The sequence below is a fragment of the Bacillus paramycoides genome, from assembly GCF_001884235.1.
Classification (GTDB): domain Bacteria; phylum Bacillota; class Bacilli; order Bacillales; family Bacillaceae_G; genus Bacillus_A; species Bacillus_A paramycoides.
The window spans coordinates 43,663-62,540 of record NZ_MAOI01000020.1; the positions used below are offsets into that span (position 1 = coordinate 43,663).

Annotated in this window: 19 protein-coding genes and 3 pseudogenes; 7 read left to right on the top strand and 15 right to left on the bottom strand. The window is 36.1% G+C overall.

Features of this window, described 5'->3' with window-relative positions; all coding sequences use genetic code 11:
• Positions 1-32: 32 nt before the first annotated feature.
• From BAU28_RS30310 to BAU28_RS02855, 4 genes and pseudogenes are all read right to left on the bottom strand, one after another.
• Positions 33-155, bottom strand: coding sequence for a Trifolitoxin immunity domain protein (locus BAU28_RS30310; RefSeq protein ID WP_165615143.1), 123 nt, complete (start codon positions 153-155; stop codon positions 33-35).
• 15 nt (positions 156-170) lie between these two features.
• Entirely contained in the window at positions 171-470 is a 300-nt protein-coding gene (locus tag BAU28_RS02850) for a hypothetical protein (RefSeq protein ID WP_071717668.1), read from the bottom strand.
• Positions 467-673: pseudogene (locus BAU28_RS31410) on the bottom strand (hypothetical protein); the annotation flags it as partial. The gene BAU28_RS02850 and the pseudogene BAU28_RS31410, both read right to left, overlap by 4 nt.
• An 89-nt stretch (positions 674-762) precedes the next feature.
• Complete coding sequence (locus tag BAU28_RS02855; protein ID WP_071717669.1) at positions 763-1,611, bottom strand: CPBP family intramembrane glutamic endopeptidase; 849 nt, start codon at positions 1,609-1,611, stop codon at positions 763-765.
• Positions 1,612-1,750: 139 nt separating this feature from the next.
• On the opposite strand from BAU28_RS02855, the gene BAU28_RS02860 reads away from it, so the two are divergent.
• Both BAU28_RS02860 and BAU28_RS02865 read left to right on the top strand, forming a co-directional pair.
• Positions 1,751-2,452, top strand: coding sequence for a response regulator transcription factor (locus BAU28_RS02860; protein WP_071717670.1), 702 nt, complete (start codon positions 1,751-1,753; stop codon positions 2,450-2,452).
• 9 nt (positions 2,453-2,461) lie between these two features.
• Positions 2,462-4,204, top strand: a complete 1,743-nt coding sequence (locus BAU28_RS02865) for a sensor histidine kinase (protein ID WP_071717671.1) — start codon at positions 2,462-2,464, stop codon at positions 4,202-4,204.
• Between the two features lie 217 nt (positions 4,205-4,421).
• On the opposite strand, the gene BAU28_RS02870 is transcribed toward BAU28_RS02865, so the two are convergent.
• Complete coding sequence (locus BAU28_RS02870; RefSeq protein ID WP_002170763.1) at positions 4,422-5,324, bottom strand: AraC family transcriptional regulator; 903 nt, start codon at positions 5,322-5,324, stop codon at positions 4,422-4,424.
• A gap of 137 nt (positions 5,325-5,461) precedes the next feature.
• Between BAU28_RS02870 and BAU28_RS02875 the strand changes: the two genes are divergently transcribed.
• The 3 genes from BAU28_RS02875 to BAU28_RS02885 all read left to right on the top strand — a co-directional run bounded on the left by BAU28_RS02875 (position 5,462) and on the right by BAU28_RS02885 (position 7,756).
• Positions 5,462-5,947 (top strand): RNA polymerase sigma factor, encoded by a 486-nt coding sequence (locus BAU28_RS02875; RefSeq protein WP_071717672.1) that lies wholly within the window; start codon positions 5,462-5,464, stop codon positions 5,945-5,947.
• A gap of 5 nt (positions 5,948-5,952) precedes the next feature.
• The gene (locus tag BAU28_RS02880) at positions 5,953-7,077 is read left to right on the top strand and encodes an anti-sigma factor (protein ID WP_071717673.1); all 1,125 of its coding nucleotides are present in this window, start codon (positions 5,953-5,955) and stop codon (positions 7,075-7,077) included.
• Positions 7,078-7,384: 307 nt separating this feature from the next.
• Positions 7,385-7,756: a hypothetical protein gene (locus tag BAU28_RS02885; RefSeq protein ID WP_071717674.1), complete on the top strand. Its 372-nt coding sequence runs from the start codon at positions 7,385-7,387 to the stop codon at positions 7,754-7,756.
• Between the two features lie 234 nt (positions 7,757-7,990).
• Here BAU28_RS02885 and BAU28_RS02890 read toward each other — a convergent pair whose 3' ends face one another.
• Entirely contained in the window at positions 7,991-8,968 is a 978-nt protein-coding gene (locus BAU28_RS02890; RefSeq protein WP_071717675.1) for an HD domain-containing protein, read from the bottom strand.
• Between the two features lie 138 nt (positions 8,969-9,106).
• Entirely contained in the window at positions 9,107-10,213 is a 1,107-nt protein-coding gene (locus BAU28_RS02895) for a metallophosphoesterase (RefSeq protein ID WP_071717676.1), read from the bottom strand.
• Positions 10,214-10,368: 155 nt separating this feature from the next.
• On the opposite strand from BAU28_RS02895, the pseudogene BAU28_RS31415 reads away from it, so the two are divergent.
• Positions 10,369-10,506: pseudogene (locus tag BAU28_RS31415) on the top strand (TetR/AcrR family transcriptional regulator); the annotation flags it as partial.
• A 59-nt stretch (positions 10,507-10,565) separates the two neighbouring features.
• Here the strand turns inward: BAU28_RS31415 and BAU28_RS02905 are convergent.
• The 8 genes and pseudogenes from BAU28_RS02905 to BAU28_RS02940 form a co-directional block, all read right to left on the bottom strand.
• Positions 10,566-11,639 carry a sulfate/molybdate ABC transporter ATP-binding protein gene (locus BAU28_RS02905; RefSeq protein WP_071717678.1) on the bottom strand — a complete coding sequence of 358 codons (1,074 nt, stop codon included), beginning with the start codon at positions 11,637-11,639 and terminating at the stop codon, positions 10,566-10,568.
• 12 nt (positions 11,640-11,651) lie between these two features.
• Complete coding sequence (cysW, locus tag BAU28_RS02910; RefSeq protein WP_071717679.1) at positions 11,652-12,509, bottom strand: sulfate ABC transporter permease subunit CysW; 858 nt, start codon at positions 12,507-12,509, stop codon at positions 11,652-11,654.
• An 11-nt stretch (positions 12,510-12,520) separates the two neighbouring features.
• Complete coding sequence (cysT, locus tag BAU28_RS02915; RefSeq protein WP_071717680.1) at positions 12,521-13,351, bottom strand: sulfate ABC transporter permease subunit CysT; 831 nt, start codon at positions 13,349-13,351, stop codon at positions 12,521-12,523.
• 21 nt (positions 13,352-13,372) lie between these two features.
• Entirely contained in the window at positions 13,373-14,428 is a 1,056-nt protein-coding gene (locus BAU28_RS02920; RefSeq protein WP_048369779.1) for a sulfate ABC transporter substrate-binding protein, read from the bottom strand.
• A gap of 233 nt (positions 14,429-14,661) precedes the next feature.
• Positions 14,662-14,826: pseudogene (locus BAU28_RS02925) on the bottom strand (S-layer homology domain-containing protein); the annotation flags it as partial.
• A gap of 88 nt (positions 14,827-14,914) precedes the next feature.
• The gene (locus BAU28_RS02930; protein WP_071717681.1) at positions 14,915-16,447 is read right to left on the bottom strand and encodes a fatty acid--CoA ligase family protein; all 1,533 of its coding nucleotides are present in this window, start codon (positions 16,445-16,447) and stop codon (positions 14,915-14,917) included.
• Between the two features lie 344 nt (positions 16,448-16,791).
• On the bottom strand, positions 16,792-17,781 hold the full coding sequence (locus tag BAU28_RS02935) for a lipoate--protein ligase (protein WP_071717682.1): 990 nt from the start codon (positions 17,779-17,781) through the stop codon (positions 16,792-16,794).
• A gap of 9 nt (positions 17,782-17,790) precedes the next feature.
• Positions 17,791-18,525, bottom strand: a complete 735-nt coding sequence (locus tag BAU28_RS02940; protein ID WP_071717683.1) for an MBL fold metallo-hydrolase — start codon at positions 18,523-18,525, stop codon at positions 17,791-17,793.
• 203 nt (positions 18,526-18,728) lie between these two features.
• Between BAU28_RS02940 and yhfH the strand changes: the two genes are divergently transcribed.
• Positions 18,729-18,857: a protein YhfH gene (yhfH, locus tag BAU28_RS02945; RefSeq protein ID WP_000567010.1), complete on the top strand. Its 129-nt coding sequence runs from the start codon at positions 18,729-18,731 to the stop codon at positions 18,855-18,857.
• The last annotated feature ends 21 nt before the right edge of the window (positions 18,858-18,878 follow it).

The window sequence follows — 18,878 nt, forward strand, 5'->3', positions numbered from 1 at the left end:
CTTCGGTTCATAATCTGGTATAAGAAACGCACTTACAAACCAGCACCTTTTACATAACGTACATATTCATAGTCTTGGAAAAATAGCGTCGTTATAATAATCGTAATAAAATCGACTAAAACAAATATATATCCTATTTGCTTCTTCGATAACATAGATAATTATCCTCCTTAAGGAAGCACATCTATTAATAAACTAAAATCTTGCAAAGAAAAAGAACTATATTTCATAATACCTTGTACAGCTAAAAGTAAAATAAGACCGGTCACACACATGTAGTTAATACTTTCTTCTTGCTTTTTCTGAGCAACTATTCCACCACTTATACATAAAATTCCTAATAAATGGAGCGCTAAATACATGAAAAAGTAAGCTTCCTCCCAGCGAAGAACAACATTTACTGTCGTAATCAGCACTAAACTAAGTAGAATCAAATAAAAAAACTTATTTGACGATATCATTTCATTCATATAATTTTATACATCCCTTTCAAATTTCGAATTAATGATGCTTTAGTTTTCATAAAATAAAACAAAATGAAAGCCCCCATTACTTTTCAAAAAATTTTATGAACCCTAACATACTTCTCTTCATTTTTCACATACTGTTTGAAGATGCGCTTCATCATTTCTTCTACAATAAAATTGACTATTATTAATGTCCCTAAAATAAGACTCCTGGAAGAAGATTGTATCTACTACAGGATCTCTTCACAAAAGCTTTTACATTTCCTTCAATATTTTCTCAAACGTCTGCTTCATCTTATTTATCTCCCACTACGTTTGAAAAACTTCTTGCCTTCTCCGCATATATAGCCGGAACTTCTTTACTCCAATATTTGCGATTAACAAATAAAAAGATGAGTACTAAATTCAATCCCGCTATAAAAATAATTAGTCCTGGGAAGAATGTCGTATAGCTCGAAAAATCTGCAAAACTCATTATCTTTTCTCTGCTTACTAGAAAAGAAGCACTGAGCACAAACGCATTGTTTAACATATGAATAACAATTGGCATGAGTAAGCTTTTCGTACGAATATATACGATTGATAGTACGATGCTAAACACGACTGCACCGAGGAAATCAATATGTAAACAAGCAAATAAAAGTGCTACAACGACCATCGCTATACCAGTTCCCCATTTTGCTGCAAAACGCTGAAGTAAAAATCCTCGAAAAACAAATTCACCAATAATAGGTGCAATAAATACAACCATAATAACTTGGTATAAATATCCCCCTGTACTATCTATAATTGGTTCATGTAGTGCATTCATAATAAAATCTGGTGTAATCCATGCAAAGCTGTACATGTACAAAATAAGATAGCCGTAACTAAAAACACATAGCATAATCGCGATATACAAAACTTGCATCAGGTTAAATGCTTCGTTTTTATTAATAAAGTGTACAAATGAAACACGGTGCTTTCTATACTCATAAAAGAGCCACATTATCGGAAGGATATAAAATATAAGAATACTTATAAAAGAAGAATTCTGTATATGAAATGTACTTTCTAGCAATTCATTACTACTTCGTGCTACCAAAATTAATAGTGCAAATACAATTAAAAAATATCTAGCTCGCATCGTTTGAAACGGATTCACACTCATCTCCTCCCTATGTTACTTTTATCATATCATTTGAATCTTAATTTTTTGTGAAAGAAAACCTTAAAATTTCCTTAAAAATTCCATAAGTTACAAAAAGATGATATGATATTCGAGAAAATTAGGAGGGATTCATATGTATCATGCAAACATTTTACTCGTTGATGATGAAACAGCAATTTTACAATTACTAACTACCATTCTTGAAAAAGAAGGGTTTTCTCATATTACAACTGTAACATCTGCGGAAATAGCTTTATCTCTCATTGAACAAAATGAATATGATTTAATTATTTTAGATGTAATGCTTCCTGGACAGTCCGGCTTCGATATTTGTCCTATCATTCGCCAAAAGACAGATTGTCCTATCTTCTTCCTAACAGCGAAAACATCTGATTTAGATAAAATATCTGGATTTTCATACGGTGCGGATGATTACATTACGAAGCCATTTAATCCGCTAGAAGTAGTGGCTCGTATGAAAGCTCAACTTAGAAGACATATGAAACAAAGCATACAAGAACAAAAAACACCCTCCATTTCATTTGGGAGGTTTGAAATCGATCAACATTCTGCGGAACTAACAGTAGATGGTAGCATTGTCGAATGCTCCGCTCAACTCTTTCAACTACTACTCTTCTTTTGTGAGAATCCGAACTACGTATTTTCGAAAGAAGAAATATATGAAAAAGTTTGGGGAGCGCCTGCCTATAATGGCGATGATAATACCGTTATGGTCCACATTCGAAAACTACGCGAAAAAATTGAGCAAGATCCAAGTAAACCAGAATACATTAAAACAGTTCGTGGACTTGGCTATAAGTTCATTACAAAGTAGGTTGGTCATATGAATTTAAATAAAAGACTTATTATTCAATTTATACTTCAACACGTATTTGTTTTAGTTACATTACTTATTGCTGTAGTCGCTGCTTTCACTTATTTAATTTTTCTTGTTTCTAGCACTTCATACGAACCTAATATTCCAGATTCTGATAGTTTTACAATTTCCAGATACATCTCTTCAAAAGATGGCGATATTTCGTTAAAAACTGAAGTACAAGACCTAATAAAGGAAAAAAGCGACTGGCTCCAAGTAGTAGATGAAAATGGAAAGGTCCTCTACCACTTTAATACACCAAATGATGTCCCGAATTCTTATACGAAAACATCTTTACTTGCATATGTACAACATCATATGGAGAGTAATTACAAATTTACATATTGGGAAATTGAATTAGAAGAAAAGAAAGTACTTGTTATTTACGGTGGTATGTTAAAAAGCAATACATTACTGAAAACCATTCAAAAGGGGCATCCTTCTTTAACAATGGATTCGTTCGCATTAACAGATCAAGAAACACAGTTACTTTCTAAAGAAAAAGCAACACTTCAAATATTTAATAAAGATGGCGAGGAATTATTTTCCTATCCAACTGAAGAAAAAAAGGCATTTTCAGCAATTAAGACTGCCCTTAACGAAAAAGAACCGTGGAATCATACAGAAAACACGTCGAGCTGTTACGACGCAAATAGCGGTCATCTTCTCGTCGTAACAACAAAAAATGAGCACTACTACCCAGATGACGAAATTGAGGATGTATTTACTAAAAAGTTTCTAATCGGATGCGGATTAATCCTTCTTATCGTCTTTGTTTATTTAGTCATTCTATCTATTTGGTACGGAAATAAGTTTGGAAAACCGCTATTACATGCGATGCGCTGGCTTAAAAACATCGCTGGTGGAAAGTACGAAGAGCCTGTTAATAAAAAAGGGAAACCTGTTCGATTCAGGCGGTCCGGTAAAGAAAAATGGTCGTTCCGCCTATTTAAAGATGTTACAAACTCACTAGAGCATCTTTCTATTACTTTGAAAAAGAACGATGCAATGAGAAAAGTACTGCAACAAACACGTGAAGAATGGATTACTGGTTTGACGCATGATTTAAAAACACCGCTTAGCTCTATATACGGCTATGCATTATTACTAGAATCGAAGCAATACAATTGGACTGATCAAGACATTCAACAATTTGGTCATGTAATGAAAGAAAAATCTCAATATATGACTACATTAATTGACGACTTAAGCTTAACGTATCAACTAAAAAATGATACTCTTCCTGCGCAACACGTAAATGTTGAAATTAATCAGTTCGTCCAAAAAGTTTTATTACAATTTATTAATAACCCGACACTACAAAATCAAAACATTGAATTTGTGCCAAGTTCAAGCAAAATCCAATATTTTATTGAGGAAAAATGGTTCCAGCGTATTATCGAAAACTTATTAGCAAACGCTGTAAAACATAATAATGAAACGACAAACGTAATCGTAAAACTTTCGCAAAATGCAAATTCATTTACACTATCTATTTCAGATAACGGAAAAGGAATGGATGATAAAACGAAAGAACTTTTATTCGAAAGATATTACAGAGGAACAAATACAGAAGAAAGCAACATAGGAACCGGGCTTGGCCTAGCCATTACAAAGCAACTCGTTCATGCCCATAACGGAACGATTTCCATTGATAGTGAACTTGGGAAAGGAACGGCGATTATTCTTGTGTTTCCGTTTCATTCGTAGGAAAGGCGCTATATAGTGCCTTTTTATATTTTCTTTTTTCAGAGCGGTATGTTGGTATGTGAAATTATATCGGCGATTTTCCGAATATATTGACCGTAACTCTAAATGTATCAGCGATTCTCAAGATATATCGATTTATCGACAAAAACTATCAATAGTAGCCTTCTCCCACACAATAAAAAAGCGAACCATCTCTCAATGATTCGCTCTTCTCCTATTATTTCTTCTTCACCGGTATCCAAAGCTCTACTTGAGCAAACTCACTCTTATCTTCGTGGCAACGCTCATCGTATAGTTCAAACTCTGTAACTCCGCAATGTTCATATCCTGAATGCGGGAACCATTCTGAGAATACTGCATTCCACGTTTGATGGATAGAAGATACCATTTCTTCATGAGGAACTTTCGGTGTTGTAAATACTGCATATGTTGCGGCCGGGAAAGTACGCTGTGCAATTGTACTCGGTACATTCTCAAAATCTGTAACTTCCATTCCGATAATATATGTGAAGTCCCCTGTTTCTAAATTAAAATCTGTACATAGTCCAAGCTCTACCCATTGGCTCGTATCTTTACGATTCGGAATCGTTGTTCCAAGATCCTTTTGTAAATATTCCTGCCAAAAGACCGGGATATCTTGATGATTTTTCCCTTCTTTACTCGTTGTCTTCAATTCATATCCAGCAACTAAAAATTCCGGTTTATTTACAATACGATATTCCATTTGTATGCCTCCTAAATATGGATTTAATTTTCGTTGTTTTACATTGACTCTATAATACATCGGCGTTTCAATTTCTTGTTTTCGATACTCACTTGGTGTCATTTGAAATAATTTTTTAAAGGCTCTCGTGAACGTTTCATGAGATTGAAAGCCATGCTCAAATGCGATATCAATAACTTTTTCATCCGTATGAGAAAGTTGATAAGCTGCCCGGGCTAACCTCCTCTTCCGAACATACTCCATTACTGTATCACCTACTAACGCCTGGAATACACGATGAAAATGCGATTCAGAAAAACCTGCAATACGAGCTAAATTACGCAGCGTTTGTTTTTCCATTACATCTTCTTCAATATAATCAATTGACCTTTGAATTTGTGTTTCATAGCTTTCCATCTCTGTTCACCCGCCTTATATGTATTATGATAAAAGAGAACTCTATCCAATTCTTGACGTTTTTTACTATAATTCCATAAAAAACTGTAACTTTTTTATATGTATTTCGTTGTTATTTATGAAGGGAGGGAAATGTAGTGAAACAAAGTCAAACACTAGAAGAAATTTACTCACAACATATGCACGATTTATTTCGCTATCTTCTCTCCCTAACCGGAGATTTCTACTGTGCAGAAGATCTCATGCAGGAAACATTTTACCGAATGCTCGTCCACATTGACTATTATAAAGGAGAAGAAATTAGGCCGTGGTGGTTTACAATCGCCTATAACGCCTTTATCGATTGGCACCGAAAAGAAAAGAAATATAAAACAACTACAGTTGAAGAATTCCATTTACCAAACGTGCCAAGTACAGAGCATGCATATTTCGTAAAACATGAGATTACTAGTTGGTTACAAAGTTTATCCTCTCTTCCGCTCGAAAGACGAAATGTGTTACTACTACGAGATTACTACGGATTCTCCTATAAGGAAATAGCAGACATGATCGGTCTCTCGTTAGCAAAGGTGAAAATTGAATTACACCGCGGGCGAAAAGAAACGCGAAGCATAAAGGAGTGATACTGATGGGTTGTGCAGAGTTTAAAAAACTGTGGGAGAAATATGAAAAAGGAACGCTCACACATGATGAACAAGAAAAGTTAGAAAGTCATATTGAGACATGTGAAGAATGTGAAGCTCATTTGGATGAATTACTTGCGAAGAGTGAACCAGTGAAGAAAAGATTGCCACCACAAAATCTTAAAATTCCATTTTGGAAAATAAAATGGAAACAACGTTGGCAAACCGTTAGTTTTGTTCTCGCTGTTTGTATAGCAATATATTTTGTCGGTCATTTCTCATCTTCCCTTTACTTCTATTCAAATGATATGAAAAACTTACGTGAAGTGGATGATATACCAGTCCTTGCACTAGAAGCAACAACTCCAAATAGTCGTTCCAGTGGAGGCAGTACAAATATTAAGCCCTTTTTCCGTACAGAAAATGAAATAAATTTAGTTAAAATGGTCGGCAAAAAAGAATTTCCCATTGGTACAGTAACAACGAGTAGTTTCTTATCATCTGTAACTGTCACAAATCAATCTTGGGCAAACACAGCCTATTCCAAAAAACTTTCCTTTGTTCACCCAAAAATCAAGCAAGGTGATCATTTGAAAGAAGCATCTAAAAAAGTTTGGGATACACTTGGAAAGGTACATGAGGGAACCGTTGCAGAAGTAGCGCTATCTTTTGACAAACCTTACACTTTACAAGAATTAGAACCCCTTTTATATAGCGTATTTGAAGCACAAGAAATGCCGCCAACTCCTATATGGTATGCTTTAGACACCGGACAAGAAAGAATAAATGAGGAAGATTTTATCTTACACGGCGGAGAGGTTATCGGATTTCCAGAACATATAAACCTTCCTGAAAATGAAACAAAAAAGCTAAAGACAAAAGAAGATGAAGTAATAGAAATGATGCGTATTCTTTCTACAAATAAAGAAACTGTAAGTAAAACTACTTGGACTAATGAAAAAGAGCTGAACTTAGATAAGCGCTATCAGTATGTAAAAGATAACGGAGTAAAAGTATATGGTATTGTCATTACTGGACCGTCGAAAGAGTTATTAAAATTACAAAATTCACCGCACGTACGTTATGCGACTCTTGGAGATATTGAGATTTGGAATTGGTTTGATTACTAATAAAAAAGAAGTAGCGCATTAAAAAGCGATGTGCTACTTCTTTTTTCATTTACTGATAGCTGAGGGCTGTGCTTCCCGAAACCTTAATGATAAACATTCATGCTATATTAGCCAACGTAATACTGACTAATAAAAGTACCATCATAACTACTCCTATTCTAGGATTATATATAATTAAATTTATATAAAATTTATTAAGTAAGTTTGTTCTTTGGCTCGTTAGAATTTCCAGAATTAATAATATATAATGTAAAATAAGACAATTTTAACTATAAATATTGATATTTAATTAATGGAGGTGCCAAGTATGCTTAAAGAAACTATTAAAACATTAAATATCGAATGTATCGGGGGCTTTACTGCGAAATGCGCCGATCCAATCATTGCCCATATAAACCCAAGTGAACTGAGCAAACGTGATATTTTCGTAATAATAAAAAATGATAATACAATATGGGCCACAAAAGCAATCCAAGAAAATATAGATTCAAATAATATTAAGTGGCTAGAAATTACAAAAAACAATATAAAACAAAGAAAAAGTTTTTTAGCAAGAAAGGCATGTTATTTTGAGGTTACAAAGGGTGATTTGTTTGGAGTTTATTTAATTTCCGAAGATCTAATTTTAAACAACCAATTTGCTAACGCTCAGTCTTATATTAAATTTATATCAGTATAGAGACCACCTTTATTTCTCTAATCTATAAAACATTGTGGAATTGAATAAAATACTATCTATTTAACTAAAAAGCATAAAAATATATAAAATAACAGCTATAAACAAATACTACCTAAAAAATCGATTCTACCTTTAATAGCAGTTCTAAATTCAAATTCCTTATCCATAGGAACAACCTATACAAAAAAAGGTGTCATCGCATTTGATGACACCTTTTCTCTATATAAAAGTAAATTAATTAGAAATCACTTTCACATACATCCCTCTCACCGCTTTTTCATAAGCGATATCGCTCATCTGCCTTATGTTTTCTGATACGACAGACGACTGAACGATCTCCCCTTCACGAAGTAATGGCGGATCAATGAGACGCACTTTATTTTTCTGATATAAATCATAATCATTTCTATCTTCTTTTACTTCTACACTTGGATGAACTTTGCCTAATAAAGCATCGACTTCTTGGTCTTTACATTGCTGTAATTTCGATATAAGCTCATGATCTTCAAGAAGGAAATCATCTGGATGGATTCTCTTTTTATGAAGAGCTAATTTTAACGTTTTAGCTAACATATCATTTCCATAAATATTAATTGGCTTCATAAAGAAATCGATTACTTCTTTGTAATACGTCTTCGTAAACCATTCTGCAATTTCAATGTTTTGAAGAACCATTTTCCCATTTACTGCGATTAAATCCTTTAAAAAATCTTGAGCTTCTTCTAACGAAATATATCCATATGTATACATATCTCTCAATGTGTAATCCACTCGGTCCGCACATAACTCTGGTGCTGATCTTTCAAGTAAAGTCCACTTTGAATCATCTAATAAAATATCTTCATAGCGGTAGCCATGTTTTGAAAGAATCGCCGGAATTTCTGAGTTTTTAACGACAGAGCTAAATATCTCTTCATGATAACTTTCATTTTCGTTATCAAAAACGTAATCAATCACATGAGAAAAAGCAGTATGCGATACATCATGCAGTAAACCGGCAATCTGTTCTTCTACTGAACCACCAAGCTTTTTAATTAACAACATAACACCAACTGAATGATCAAAACGCGTTACATTCCATTTCTCGTTCATTAAGTAACTCGCTCCGGCCTGATGAATCCCTTTCAGCCTTTGTACAGGTTTACTTAAAATTAATTCTTCTAACACTTGATCTACTTTAAACTCACCGTATATTACATCTGATATGACCACTTATAATCCCCCTTTTTCAAGCAGAGTCTTCTTATAGTATCTCTTTTTCCAGGGAGAGTAAATATACCATTTTGCAATCCAAATACGAACGTTCTGTTTTAAAAAAATAGAGAGCCATTAGCTCTCTATTAAATACACTTATTCAAACGTAACTTCCACCTGCACAATCTCAGATCTACTTCCAAGTCTGAGCGGTGGTCCCCAAAATCCGAATCCAGAAGAAACAATGGCGTGGAATGCACCTTTTTGTGCGTATCCCCAGTCTAGTTCGTACATTCTTCTCGTTACAATATGATTCGGCGCCATTTGTCCGCGGTGCGTGTGACCAGATAATAGTATATCAACGCCGGCATCCGCTGCCTGCTTTAATTCAAATGGCTGGTGATCCATCGCAATAACAGGAAGCGATAAATCCACAGTACTCATTAAACTTTCAAAGCTTTGACGATCTCGCTCTGTTTTATCTCTTCTCCCAACGAGATAAAAACTATCTTCAATTGTAATGACTTCATCTAAAAGAATACGAATATCAATCTTATCCATTTCTTGCAAAAATTCAGGAACCGCTCGTCCGTAATATTCGTGGTTCCCTAACACACCATATACGCCCAATGGAGCTTTCATTTGTTTCATAATGTGTCCCATGTTTTTTTGAATGAACACACCTGGATGATCATCAATAATATCACCAGGCAGTAAAATAATATCTGGCTTCATTTCATTTACATGGTGGACTAGTCTCTTTAAATGAGAAACACCAGATAGTTTACCGAAATGCATATCAGAAGCCATCGCAATGCGTAAACTTTTACGACCCTCTACTTTTTTCGGTATGTGTACATCATACTTTCTTACAACCGGGCTATAGGCATTGAATACTCCATATGCAAAGATAAAGACGAACACGAGTAAAACGACCATTCCTGTCCAAATAATTGCTGTTTCTTTCTCCACTGAAAACTGTAATAATAAGACGGCAATATCGGCTAATGGCAATAACATAAGCGCATATTGTATAACCGCAAACCAAATGGAACCGATTGTTCGTAGGAATGGAAGAAACTTAAACACCTGTACGAGAATATACGCATATGAAATGAAGCCAACTACGAAAGCGTAATATCCCCAAGCTTCCCAGCCGAATACGGTACTTAGCCAAACCCAACCGTTCCAGCCGATGTAAAACATAAGTAGTGTGTAAACAATTAACATAGTAAATATATTGAAATAACGAAGATTCTTCACAGCCAGCCTCCTTATTGATTTCTTCTATTATATCTTGTTATGCACGTTTAACGTAAATATTAAGCACATCAATCTTCACAATAAAAACCCCTAATTGCTAGATGCAAACCTAACAATTAGAGGTGCAATTCAAAACAAAATTACTTTTACAGATTATTGATAAACACATTGTTTTTAAATTTTTAGGGGCCGCTGTAATGGGGATATTGGAATCTTACGTATTAGAAGAAATTGATAGTGACGTTGAATATGTTGCGACGCAGGTTGAGGAGTTGATGAAGCGGAATATATAGTTTGTTATAACCGTAATAAGGAAAGCCGAACCGCCACTCTATGACGGTTTGGCTTTTATTTAAATCACAAAATCCTCCGGAATAAACACCTTTACTTCTTTCGGGTGTACGTATACAGACTCACCCGTTTGAATGTTCAGTTGTCTAAACCGTTCTTTACTAATTTCTGCTTCTAAATATTCCTCTGTTCCCTCTCGTTTTAATTCTACATATACGACCGGGCCAACCGCATGTGAGTATGTTACTTTCGCCGGGATTGCCTCTACACTTTGCTCCGTACGAGAAATCGATAAATGATGTGGCCTTACATACGCTACTCCGTCTACGTTAGAAACGTGTGTATGCTCTGGTGCTTCTAGTTCTACAGAGCCTAAATCTAGTTTTCCTTTATGAACACGGCCATGAAATAAGTTTACGTTTCCTAAAAAGTCATATACAAACGGGCTTGCTGGATTTTCATACACTTCTTCTGGCGTTCCCATTTGTTCAATTCGTCCTTCATTCATCACAACGATGCGGTCCGCAACGTCTAACGCTTCCTCCTGATCATGTGTTACGAATACGCTCGTAATTTGAAATTCGTCATGTAATTTCCGGAGCCATCTTCGTAATTCTTTCCGTACTTTCGCATCAAGTGCACCAAACGGTTCATCTAGCAATAAAATTTTCGGTTCTACTGCAAGTGCCCGGACTAATGCAATACGTTGGCGTTGTCCGCCAGATAATTGCGCTGGGTAACGTTTTGCAAAGCCATCCATTTTTACAAGCTTTAATAATTCTGTTACCTTTTCTTCTATTGCTTCTGCTGAAGGCCTTACGCTTTTCTTCCTTACTTTTAAACCGAAAGCGACATTTTCAAACACATTCATATGTTTAAAAAGCGCATAGTGCTGGAAGACGAAACCGACTTGCCGGTTTTTCACGTGAATGTCTGTTAAATCTTCCCCATCAAATGAAATAGAACCTCCATCCGCTTCTTCTAGCCCTGCAATAATTCGTAATAACGTCGTTTTTCCAGAACCTGACGGGCCTAATAAGGCAACAAGTTCTCCTTTTGGAATATCTAAACGAATATCTTTTAACGCTTGAAATGTACCATATTGTTTTGATACGCCGTGAATTTGAATACTCATCGCAATCCCCCCTTATTGTCGTTTTTCCATTCTCCATTCGATCCAGTTTTTTATAACGAGCGTAAGAACTGCGATGAATGACATTAAAGTCGCCACAGCGAACGCAGCTGAAAATTGATATTCATTGTATAAGATTTCAATATGAAGCGGCATCGTATTTGTAACGCCGCGTACGTGGCCAGACACAACGGAAACAGCTCCGAACTCACCAATGGCGCGGGCATTACATAAAATCATGCCGTATAAAAGACCCCATTTTATATTCGGAAGCGTAACACGCCAAAACATTTTCCATCCGCTTGCACCAAGTGACAGAGCTGCCTCTTCTTCACTTTTCCCTTGTGCTTGCATAACCGGGATTAATTCACGTGCAACGAACGGGAACGTTACGAATATCGTTGCAATGATAATGCCTGGGACAGAGAAAATAAGTTTCACACCATGTTCCAATAGCCATCCGCCAAATGCGGCTCTCGGTGTGAAAAGTAAAACGAACACTAACCCTGCGATAACTGGTGACACTGCAAACGGCAGTTCAATAAGTGATAATAATAACTGCTTTCCTTTAAACTGAAACTTCGTAATAAGCCATGCTGCTGCTATTCCGAATATCGTATTAAGCGGCACAACGATTAACGCAACGAGAAGCGTTAATCGAATCGCCGAAAATGCTTCTTGATCTGTTACGGCAGCAATGTATACATCAATCCCCCGTTCAAAAGCTTTCATAAAAATTGTCACGAGCGGGAGTAATAGAAAGAGAGATAAAAATAAAACTGTTATCGTAATTAATAGACCCGGTACAAATTTAGATTCTTTTTTAGCCGATATGCTTTTTACTATTTTCTTCTCTAGTAATGTTGGTTCCATTTTCTCCCCTCCTATTCATTTCTCAGTTCATGCCTTCTACTCCAAGTTTGAATCATGTTAATAAGGAGAAGGAAAAGAAGAGAAATGATAAGCATCACAGCTGCTACTGCTGTTGCTCCGGCGTAATCATATTGTTCTAGTTTCGTCATAATCATAAGTGGTGCAATTTCTGTCTTCATCGGCATATTACCTGCGATGAAAACGACGGATCCATATTCCCCTAATGCCCGTGCAAAAGCGAGCGAAAAACCAGCAAGGAGAGCTGGGAATATTTCTGGTAAAATGATTTTCACAAATATTTGAAGGCGTGAGGCTCCTAAACTAGAAGCTGCTTCTTCTACTTCTTTATCAATACTTTGCAGCACTGGTTGCACCATTCGGACGACAAATGGTAAGCCGATAAACGTAAGTGCAACAATAATTCCGAGCGGTGTAAAAGCTATTTTTATATGAAACACACTAAATATTTTTCCGATCCAACCATTTTCCGCATAAAGCGTCGTCAGTGTAATACCAGCTACAGCAGTCGGAAGAGCGAATGGTAAATCAATTAGTCCGTCTAATAATCGTTTCCCTGGAAAGGTGTAGCGAACGAGCACCCATGCAATTAATAAACCGAAAATAGCATTTACAACCGCTGCTACAAGTGAAGTCGTTAAACTCACTTGATAGGAATGCAACACGCGCTCACTCGTTATAACTTGTGCGAACTTCTTCCAGCCTAGCTGTGAAGTTTGAATAAATACGATAGAAAGTGGTATAAGTACGAATAAACTCATATATAACATTGTAAATCCAAGAGATAATCCAAACCCCGGTAAAACACGCTTCTTCTTCCTCACAATCCTTCACCTCATCCCCCCTTATTTTTTATAAATTTGGTCGAATACGCCTCCATCATTAAAATGCTTTTCTTGCGCTTTTTTCCAGCCTCCAAATAGTTCATCTACTGTAAATAATTGAACTTTTGGAAATTGTGATGCGTACTTTTCCGCTACTTTTTCATTGCGAGGGCGATAAAAGTTTTTCGCTGCAATTTCTTGCCCTTTTTCTGAATACAAATATTCAAGATACCCCTCAGCTACTTTTTTCGTTCCTTTTTTATCAACTACTTTATCTACAACAGCTACTGGTGGTTCTGCAAGTATACTAATCGAAGGCGTTACAATTTCGAATTTATCTTTTCCAAGCTCTTTTTGTGATAATAATGCTTCATTTTCCCAAGCAATTAACACATCACCAATTCCTTTTTCAACGAAAGTTGTCGTTGCCCCGCGCGCACCAGAATCAAGTACTTCTACGTTTTTATAAATTTGACCCACAAACTCTTTCGCTTTATCTTCACTATTGTTATACTTCTTCAGCGCATATCCCCACGCTCCCAAATAGTTCCAGCGTGCTCCTCCAGATGTTTTTGGATTCGGTGTAATGACAGACACACCTTTTTTCGTTAAATCATCCCAATCTTTAATCCCTTTTGGATTTCCTTTTCGAACGAGAAATACAATTGTCGATGTGTAAGGAGTTGAATTATCGGCCAGTCTTTTCTGCCAATCTTCTGCTAACTGTTTTTTCTTACTAATTGCGTCAATATCATAAGCGAGTGCTAGCGTTACAACATCTGCTTCTAACCCGTCAATAACAGAACGCGCTTGGCTTCCAGATCCGCCGTGTGATTGTTTTACATTCACTGTTTGCCCATGTTTCTCTTTCCAATACTTCGCAAAGTCTTTATTGAAATCTTGATATAACTCACGCGTTGGATCATATGAAACATTTAAAAGTTCAACTGTCTTCTTATCTGCACTTCCTTCAGAATTGTTAGTGGATGTTGCCGATCCACACCCCGACAAAAGGACAAATGCTGATAATAAAACACCTGTACTTTTCATTAATGATGCCTTACTCCACTGTTTCATATATAAAGCCCCCTTAGTTTGTACAATAGAAAAAGGCACACAATCCATTCACAAAAGTGAACGTTGTGCGCCTTCAGTTTCTCTGATTAGCTTCTATTGTATTCTGTTTGATTTCTTTTCATTTTAATTCCGCAATTCACATGTGTCAACTCGGAATTTAAAATTATTATATAAGAAACGCCATACACGCTAAAAATCAGCGGGAATGGAGTCCCACTGATTTTAGTTTCGATTTATTTCTTTAACTTATCTGTCTTCGCAATAGATTGAGCTGCTTCTGCGCGGCTTACCGATTTATCTGGAGCCCATCCATTATCTGTTCCAACTGAAATATTTTCTTGGATTAAAATATTCGTATACTTCGTGCCCCAATGATCTTTTAAATCAGCAAACTCTTTTATACGGACGTATAGCTTAGCCAATTCTAAAAAACAAAAAGATATCCATCTCTATAACATACAGTCATAGAGATGGATATCTTTATTTTTATACTTGCAATGCTTTCTCTCTCAAAGCTCTTCTTAACAACTTACCAGTTGTATTCTTCGGCAGCTCTGTTAAAAATTCAATACTCTTTGGTACTTTATATTTCGCTAAATGTAACGTACAGTAATGCATAAGCTCCTCTTCTGTTACGTTAGTTTGTTTCAGAACGACGTAAGCTCGCACTGCTTCTCCTAAGTTCTCATCCGGAACACCGATTACAACCACTTCAGCTACTGAATCATGGCCATATAACACTTCCTCAACCTCACGAGGATATACGTTATAACCGCCAACGAGGACGATATCTTTTTTACGATCAACAATATAGAAGTAACCTTCTTCATCCATTTTCGCTAAGTCCCCTGTATAAAGCCAGCCGTCTCTAAGTGTCGCCGCTGTATCTTCTGGTGCATTATAATATCCCTTCATAACGTTAGGCCCGCGAACAATTAACTCACCAACTTCACCGACAGGTACTTCTTCACCAAGTTCATTCACAATTTTATTCTCTACGTGCCAAATATTTGTACCAATTGATCCTGGTTTACGAGGACGATCTAACGGATTAAAACAAGTAACAGGTGATGCTTCTGATAAACCGTATCCTTCTGAAACGATAACGTTAAAACGTTTTTCAAAGTTTTTCAGAAGCGCAACAGGCATAGATGCACCACCTGAAATACAAAGACGAAGCGTCTTCACATCTTCTGCACTTGCTTCTTCAAATAAAAATAAGTAATTATACATTGTCGGTACACCCGCAAAAATCGTCGGCCCATACGTACGACAAATGCGAAATACTTCTTTCGGACTAAACTTTGGTAACATTAAAATGGTCGCACCGTTCACAATTGGCGCATTTACCGCAACAGTTAAACAGAACACATGGAACATCGGCAGTGCTGCAACGATGCGATCATCCGCAGTATATTGTAAATATGACGCAACATCGTTAGCGTTACTATATAAATTTTTATGCGTTAACATAGCACCTTTTGGCTTTCCTGTTGTACCTGAAGTGTATAAAATAACGGCAACATCTTCTTCATCTAGTTGAGGGCCTTCGTAAGTTAAATCTCCAGTTCCTATAAAACTAGTAAACGTTTTCATTTTTTCCGTTTCTGTATGAGTAAAATCTGATGAGGTTTCGCATATGATGATATTTTCAAGTGAAGGAAGTCTTGTTGTAAGAGATTGTATAACAGGTAGAAGGACGTCGAGTACGATGATTGTTTTTACATCTCCATTTTGTAAAATATAATGCATTTCATCTGCTGTATAAATTGGATTAATCGGAATGACAGTTGCGCCAGCTTTCATCGTTCCGTATAAGCCTACCAAAAAATGTGGCGAATTGCCGACAGCTAATGCGACATTGTCCCCTTTTCCAATGCCCATTTTTGCTAAATTGCTAGAAAACCTCGTGACCATTTTGTTTAATTGGTCATACGAGACCGACTGATCCATAAATATATAAGCCGGTTTATCCCCCTTCTTTTTTGCCGTTTCAGCCAAAGATTGAACGAGATTCACATAAATCCCACCTTTATAAAATTTAGAATATTTAAAAATTCTAAATTAATTATATTAAAAGAAAATTAAAGTAGCAAGTGATATTCCATTAACTGAATATACAATGACTACTTTTCCCAGAACACTTTGGAAGGATAAGGGAGTTATATATACAAGAAAAGGGTGCAAGCATATAGTTAAACTATTGCTGAAATCATTTTAGGATAATATGCACTCGCTTTTTCAGATATATCGACCGTAACTCAATTTTTATCAGCGATTTCTTAAATACATCGATTTACCGACAAAAGACGACAATCTATACAAAAAGAAAGAGGCTGTCTTTTATGACAACCCCTTCACTTTTAGAAGAATAAATGTAAGAAATCTTCTGTTGTTATATTACCGAAATAGCGTGCGATATCTACACCTTCTAAAGCTACAGCGAATGCATCTTTATCAAATTGTATGCCTGTTAAACGTTCTTCAATATCATGAACATCTAGTGAGCCGAAGAAATCGCCGTAAATTTTACATTCTGTTACTGTTCCTTTTTTTACTTCAAGACGAACGTCAACTTGTCCAACTGGGAAACGGTGTGAATGTTGCAAGTTGAACTTCGGAGATTTTCCGTAGTTCCAATCCCAATTGCGATAACGCTCTTCAGAAATTTTATGAATTTCTTTCCAATCAGCTTCTGTTAATTCGTACGTTGGAATTTCTGTTTCATCTTCGAAAATTGTCTCTAATAGAAGTTGTCTAAACTCTTCTGTCGTCATTTTTTCGTTTAAGAACTCTGTAATATTCGCAACGCGGCTACGGATTGATTTAATTCCTTTTGATTGAATCTTATCCCTCTTCACTTTGAGTGCTGATACGACGTGATCGATTTCAGAGTCAAATAGTAGCGTACCGTGACTAAACATACGACCTTTCGTTGAGAACTGCGCGTTACCTGAAATTTTTCTGCCTTCAGCTAGAATGTCATTACGACCACTTAGCTCTGCATTTACACCTAATTTACCAAGCGCCTTCGTTACAGGTTCTGTGAATTTCTTGAAGTTGCTGAAACTATCTCCATCATCTTTCGTAATAAAGCTGAAGTTTAAGTTTCCTAAATCGTGATATACTGCACCTCCGCCTGATAGACGACGAACGACGTGAATGCCTTTTTCTTTTACGTAATCAGCATTAATTTCTTCCACTGTATTTTGATTTTTACCAATGATAATGGAAGGTTCGTTAATATAGAACAGTAAATATGTTTCGTTAATATCTAAATTCTTCACACAATATTCTTCAATAGCTAAATTTATAGTAGGATCTGTAATCCCTTTATTATCAATAAATAACATCGTATCACCTCATGAATTCCAAACGTAACCACTATGTGCAAGCGTAATGTGGCCACTGAAAATTTGTTTTGCTTCTGTTACTAAATCAGATGGATTGCCAGTATGCGGCAAGTGCGTTAATAAAAGTTCTTTTACATTCGCATCTTTTGCAATACTTGCTACTTCTGTACTATTCATATGCCCTGCTTTCGCAGCTTCTTGATGTGCATACATATTACACTCACAAATAAAAAGATCAGCATCTTTTGTGAACGGAATAAATTCAGGAATATAGCTTGAATCAGCGCTGTATACAACGACATCATCGCCAGCTGTAATACGCATCGCAAAGCATGTAACAGGATGAACAGTTTTTAAGAATGAAATGGAGAATGGTCCAATTTGAAGTGCTCCTTCTGGATTGTATGCGATTCCTTTCGTATGCGGTGCATGCGTTAAAGAATTAAATCCATTCTCATCAAACGGATGACCGTAAATTGGTAATTCCGGTAGTTGTCCTTTCGTTGCACTCGTAATTAATCTCGCATATTGCAACACCCCAATGTCTGCAACATGATCGTGATGATAGTGCGACAGTACAACTGCATCTATATCAGATGGTGTTATATATTTTTGAAGCTGTGCTAGTACACCACTACCACAGTCAACGAGTAAACGAAAACCATCGTGTTCAAACAAATACCCCGACGTTGCTTCTCCCGCTTCTGGGAAGCCGCCCCAAAAGCCGACAACAGTCATTTTCATATGTATCCATCCTTTCTAAAACCGAGTAGCAATGCAGTTTTTCTCCGTACTTGAGAAAGTTTTTTACTTACATCCTACATTGTTAACTATAATCCATTTCCTAAACTTTTTCATTAATTTTCAATTTTGTTATAAAACAGTTATTGACTTTTGTTTTTTGTACTAATACAATGATAGTAAGAAATGGAAATGGAGGGATTGACATGATCGATCAACCAATGGAGTTTTTCAGAAATTTACCGACGAAAACTTGTGCTCATTGCGGGAAGGAAATTGATGAGCAACACGAAGCATACCATAACAAATGTGACGATTGCGTTCACGAAGAATAGTAGTTTGTGAACATAAAAAAA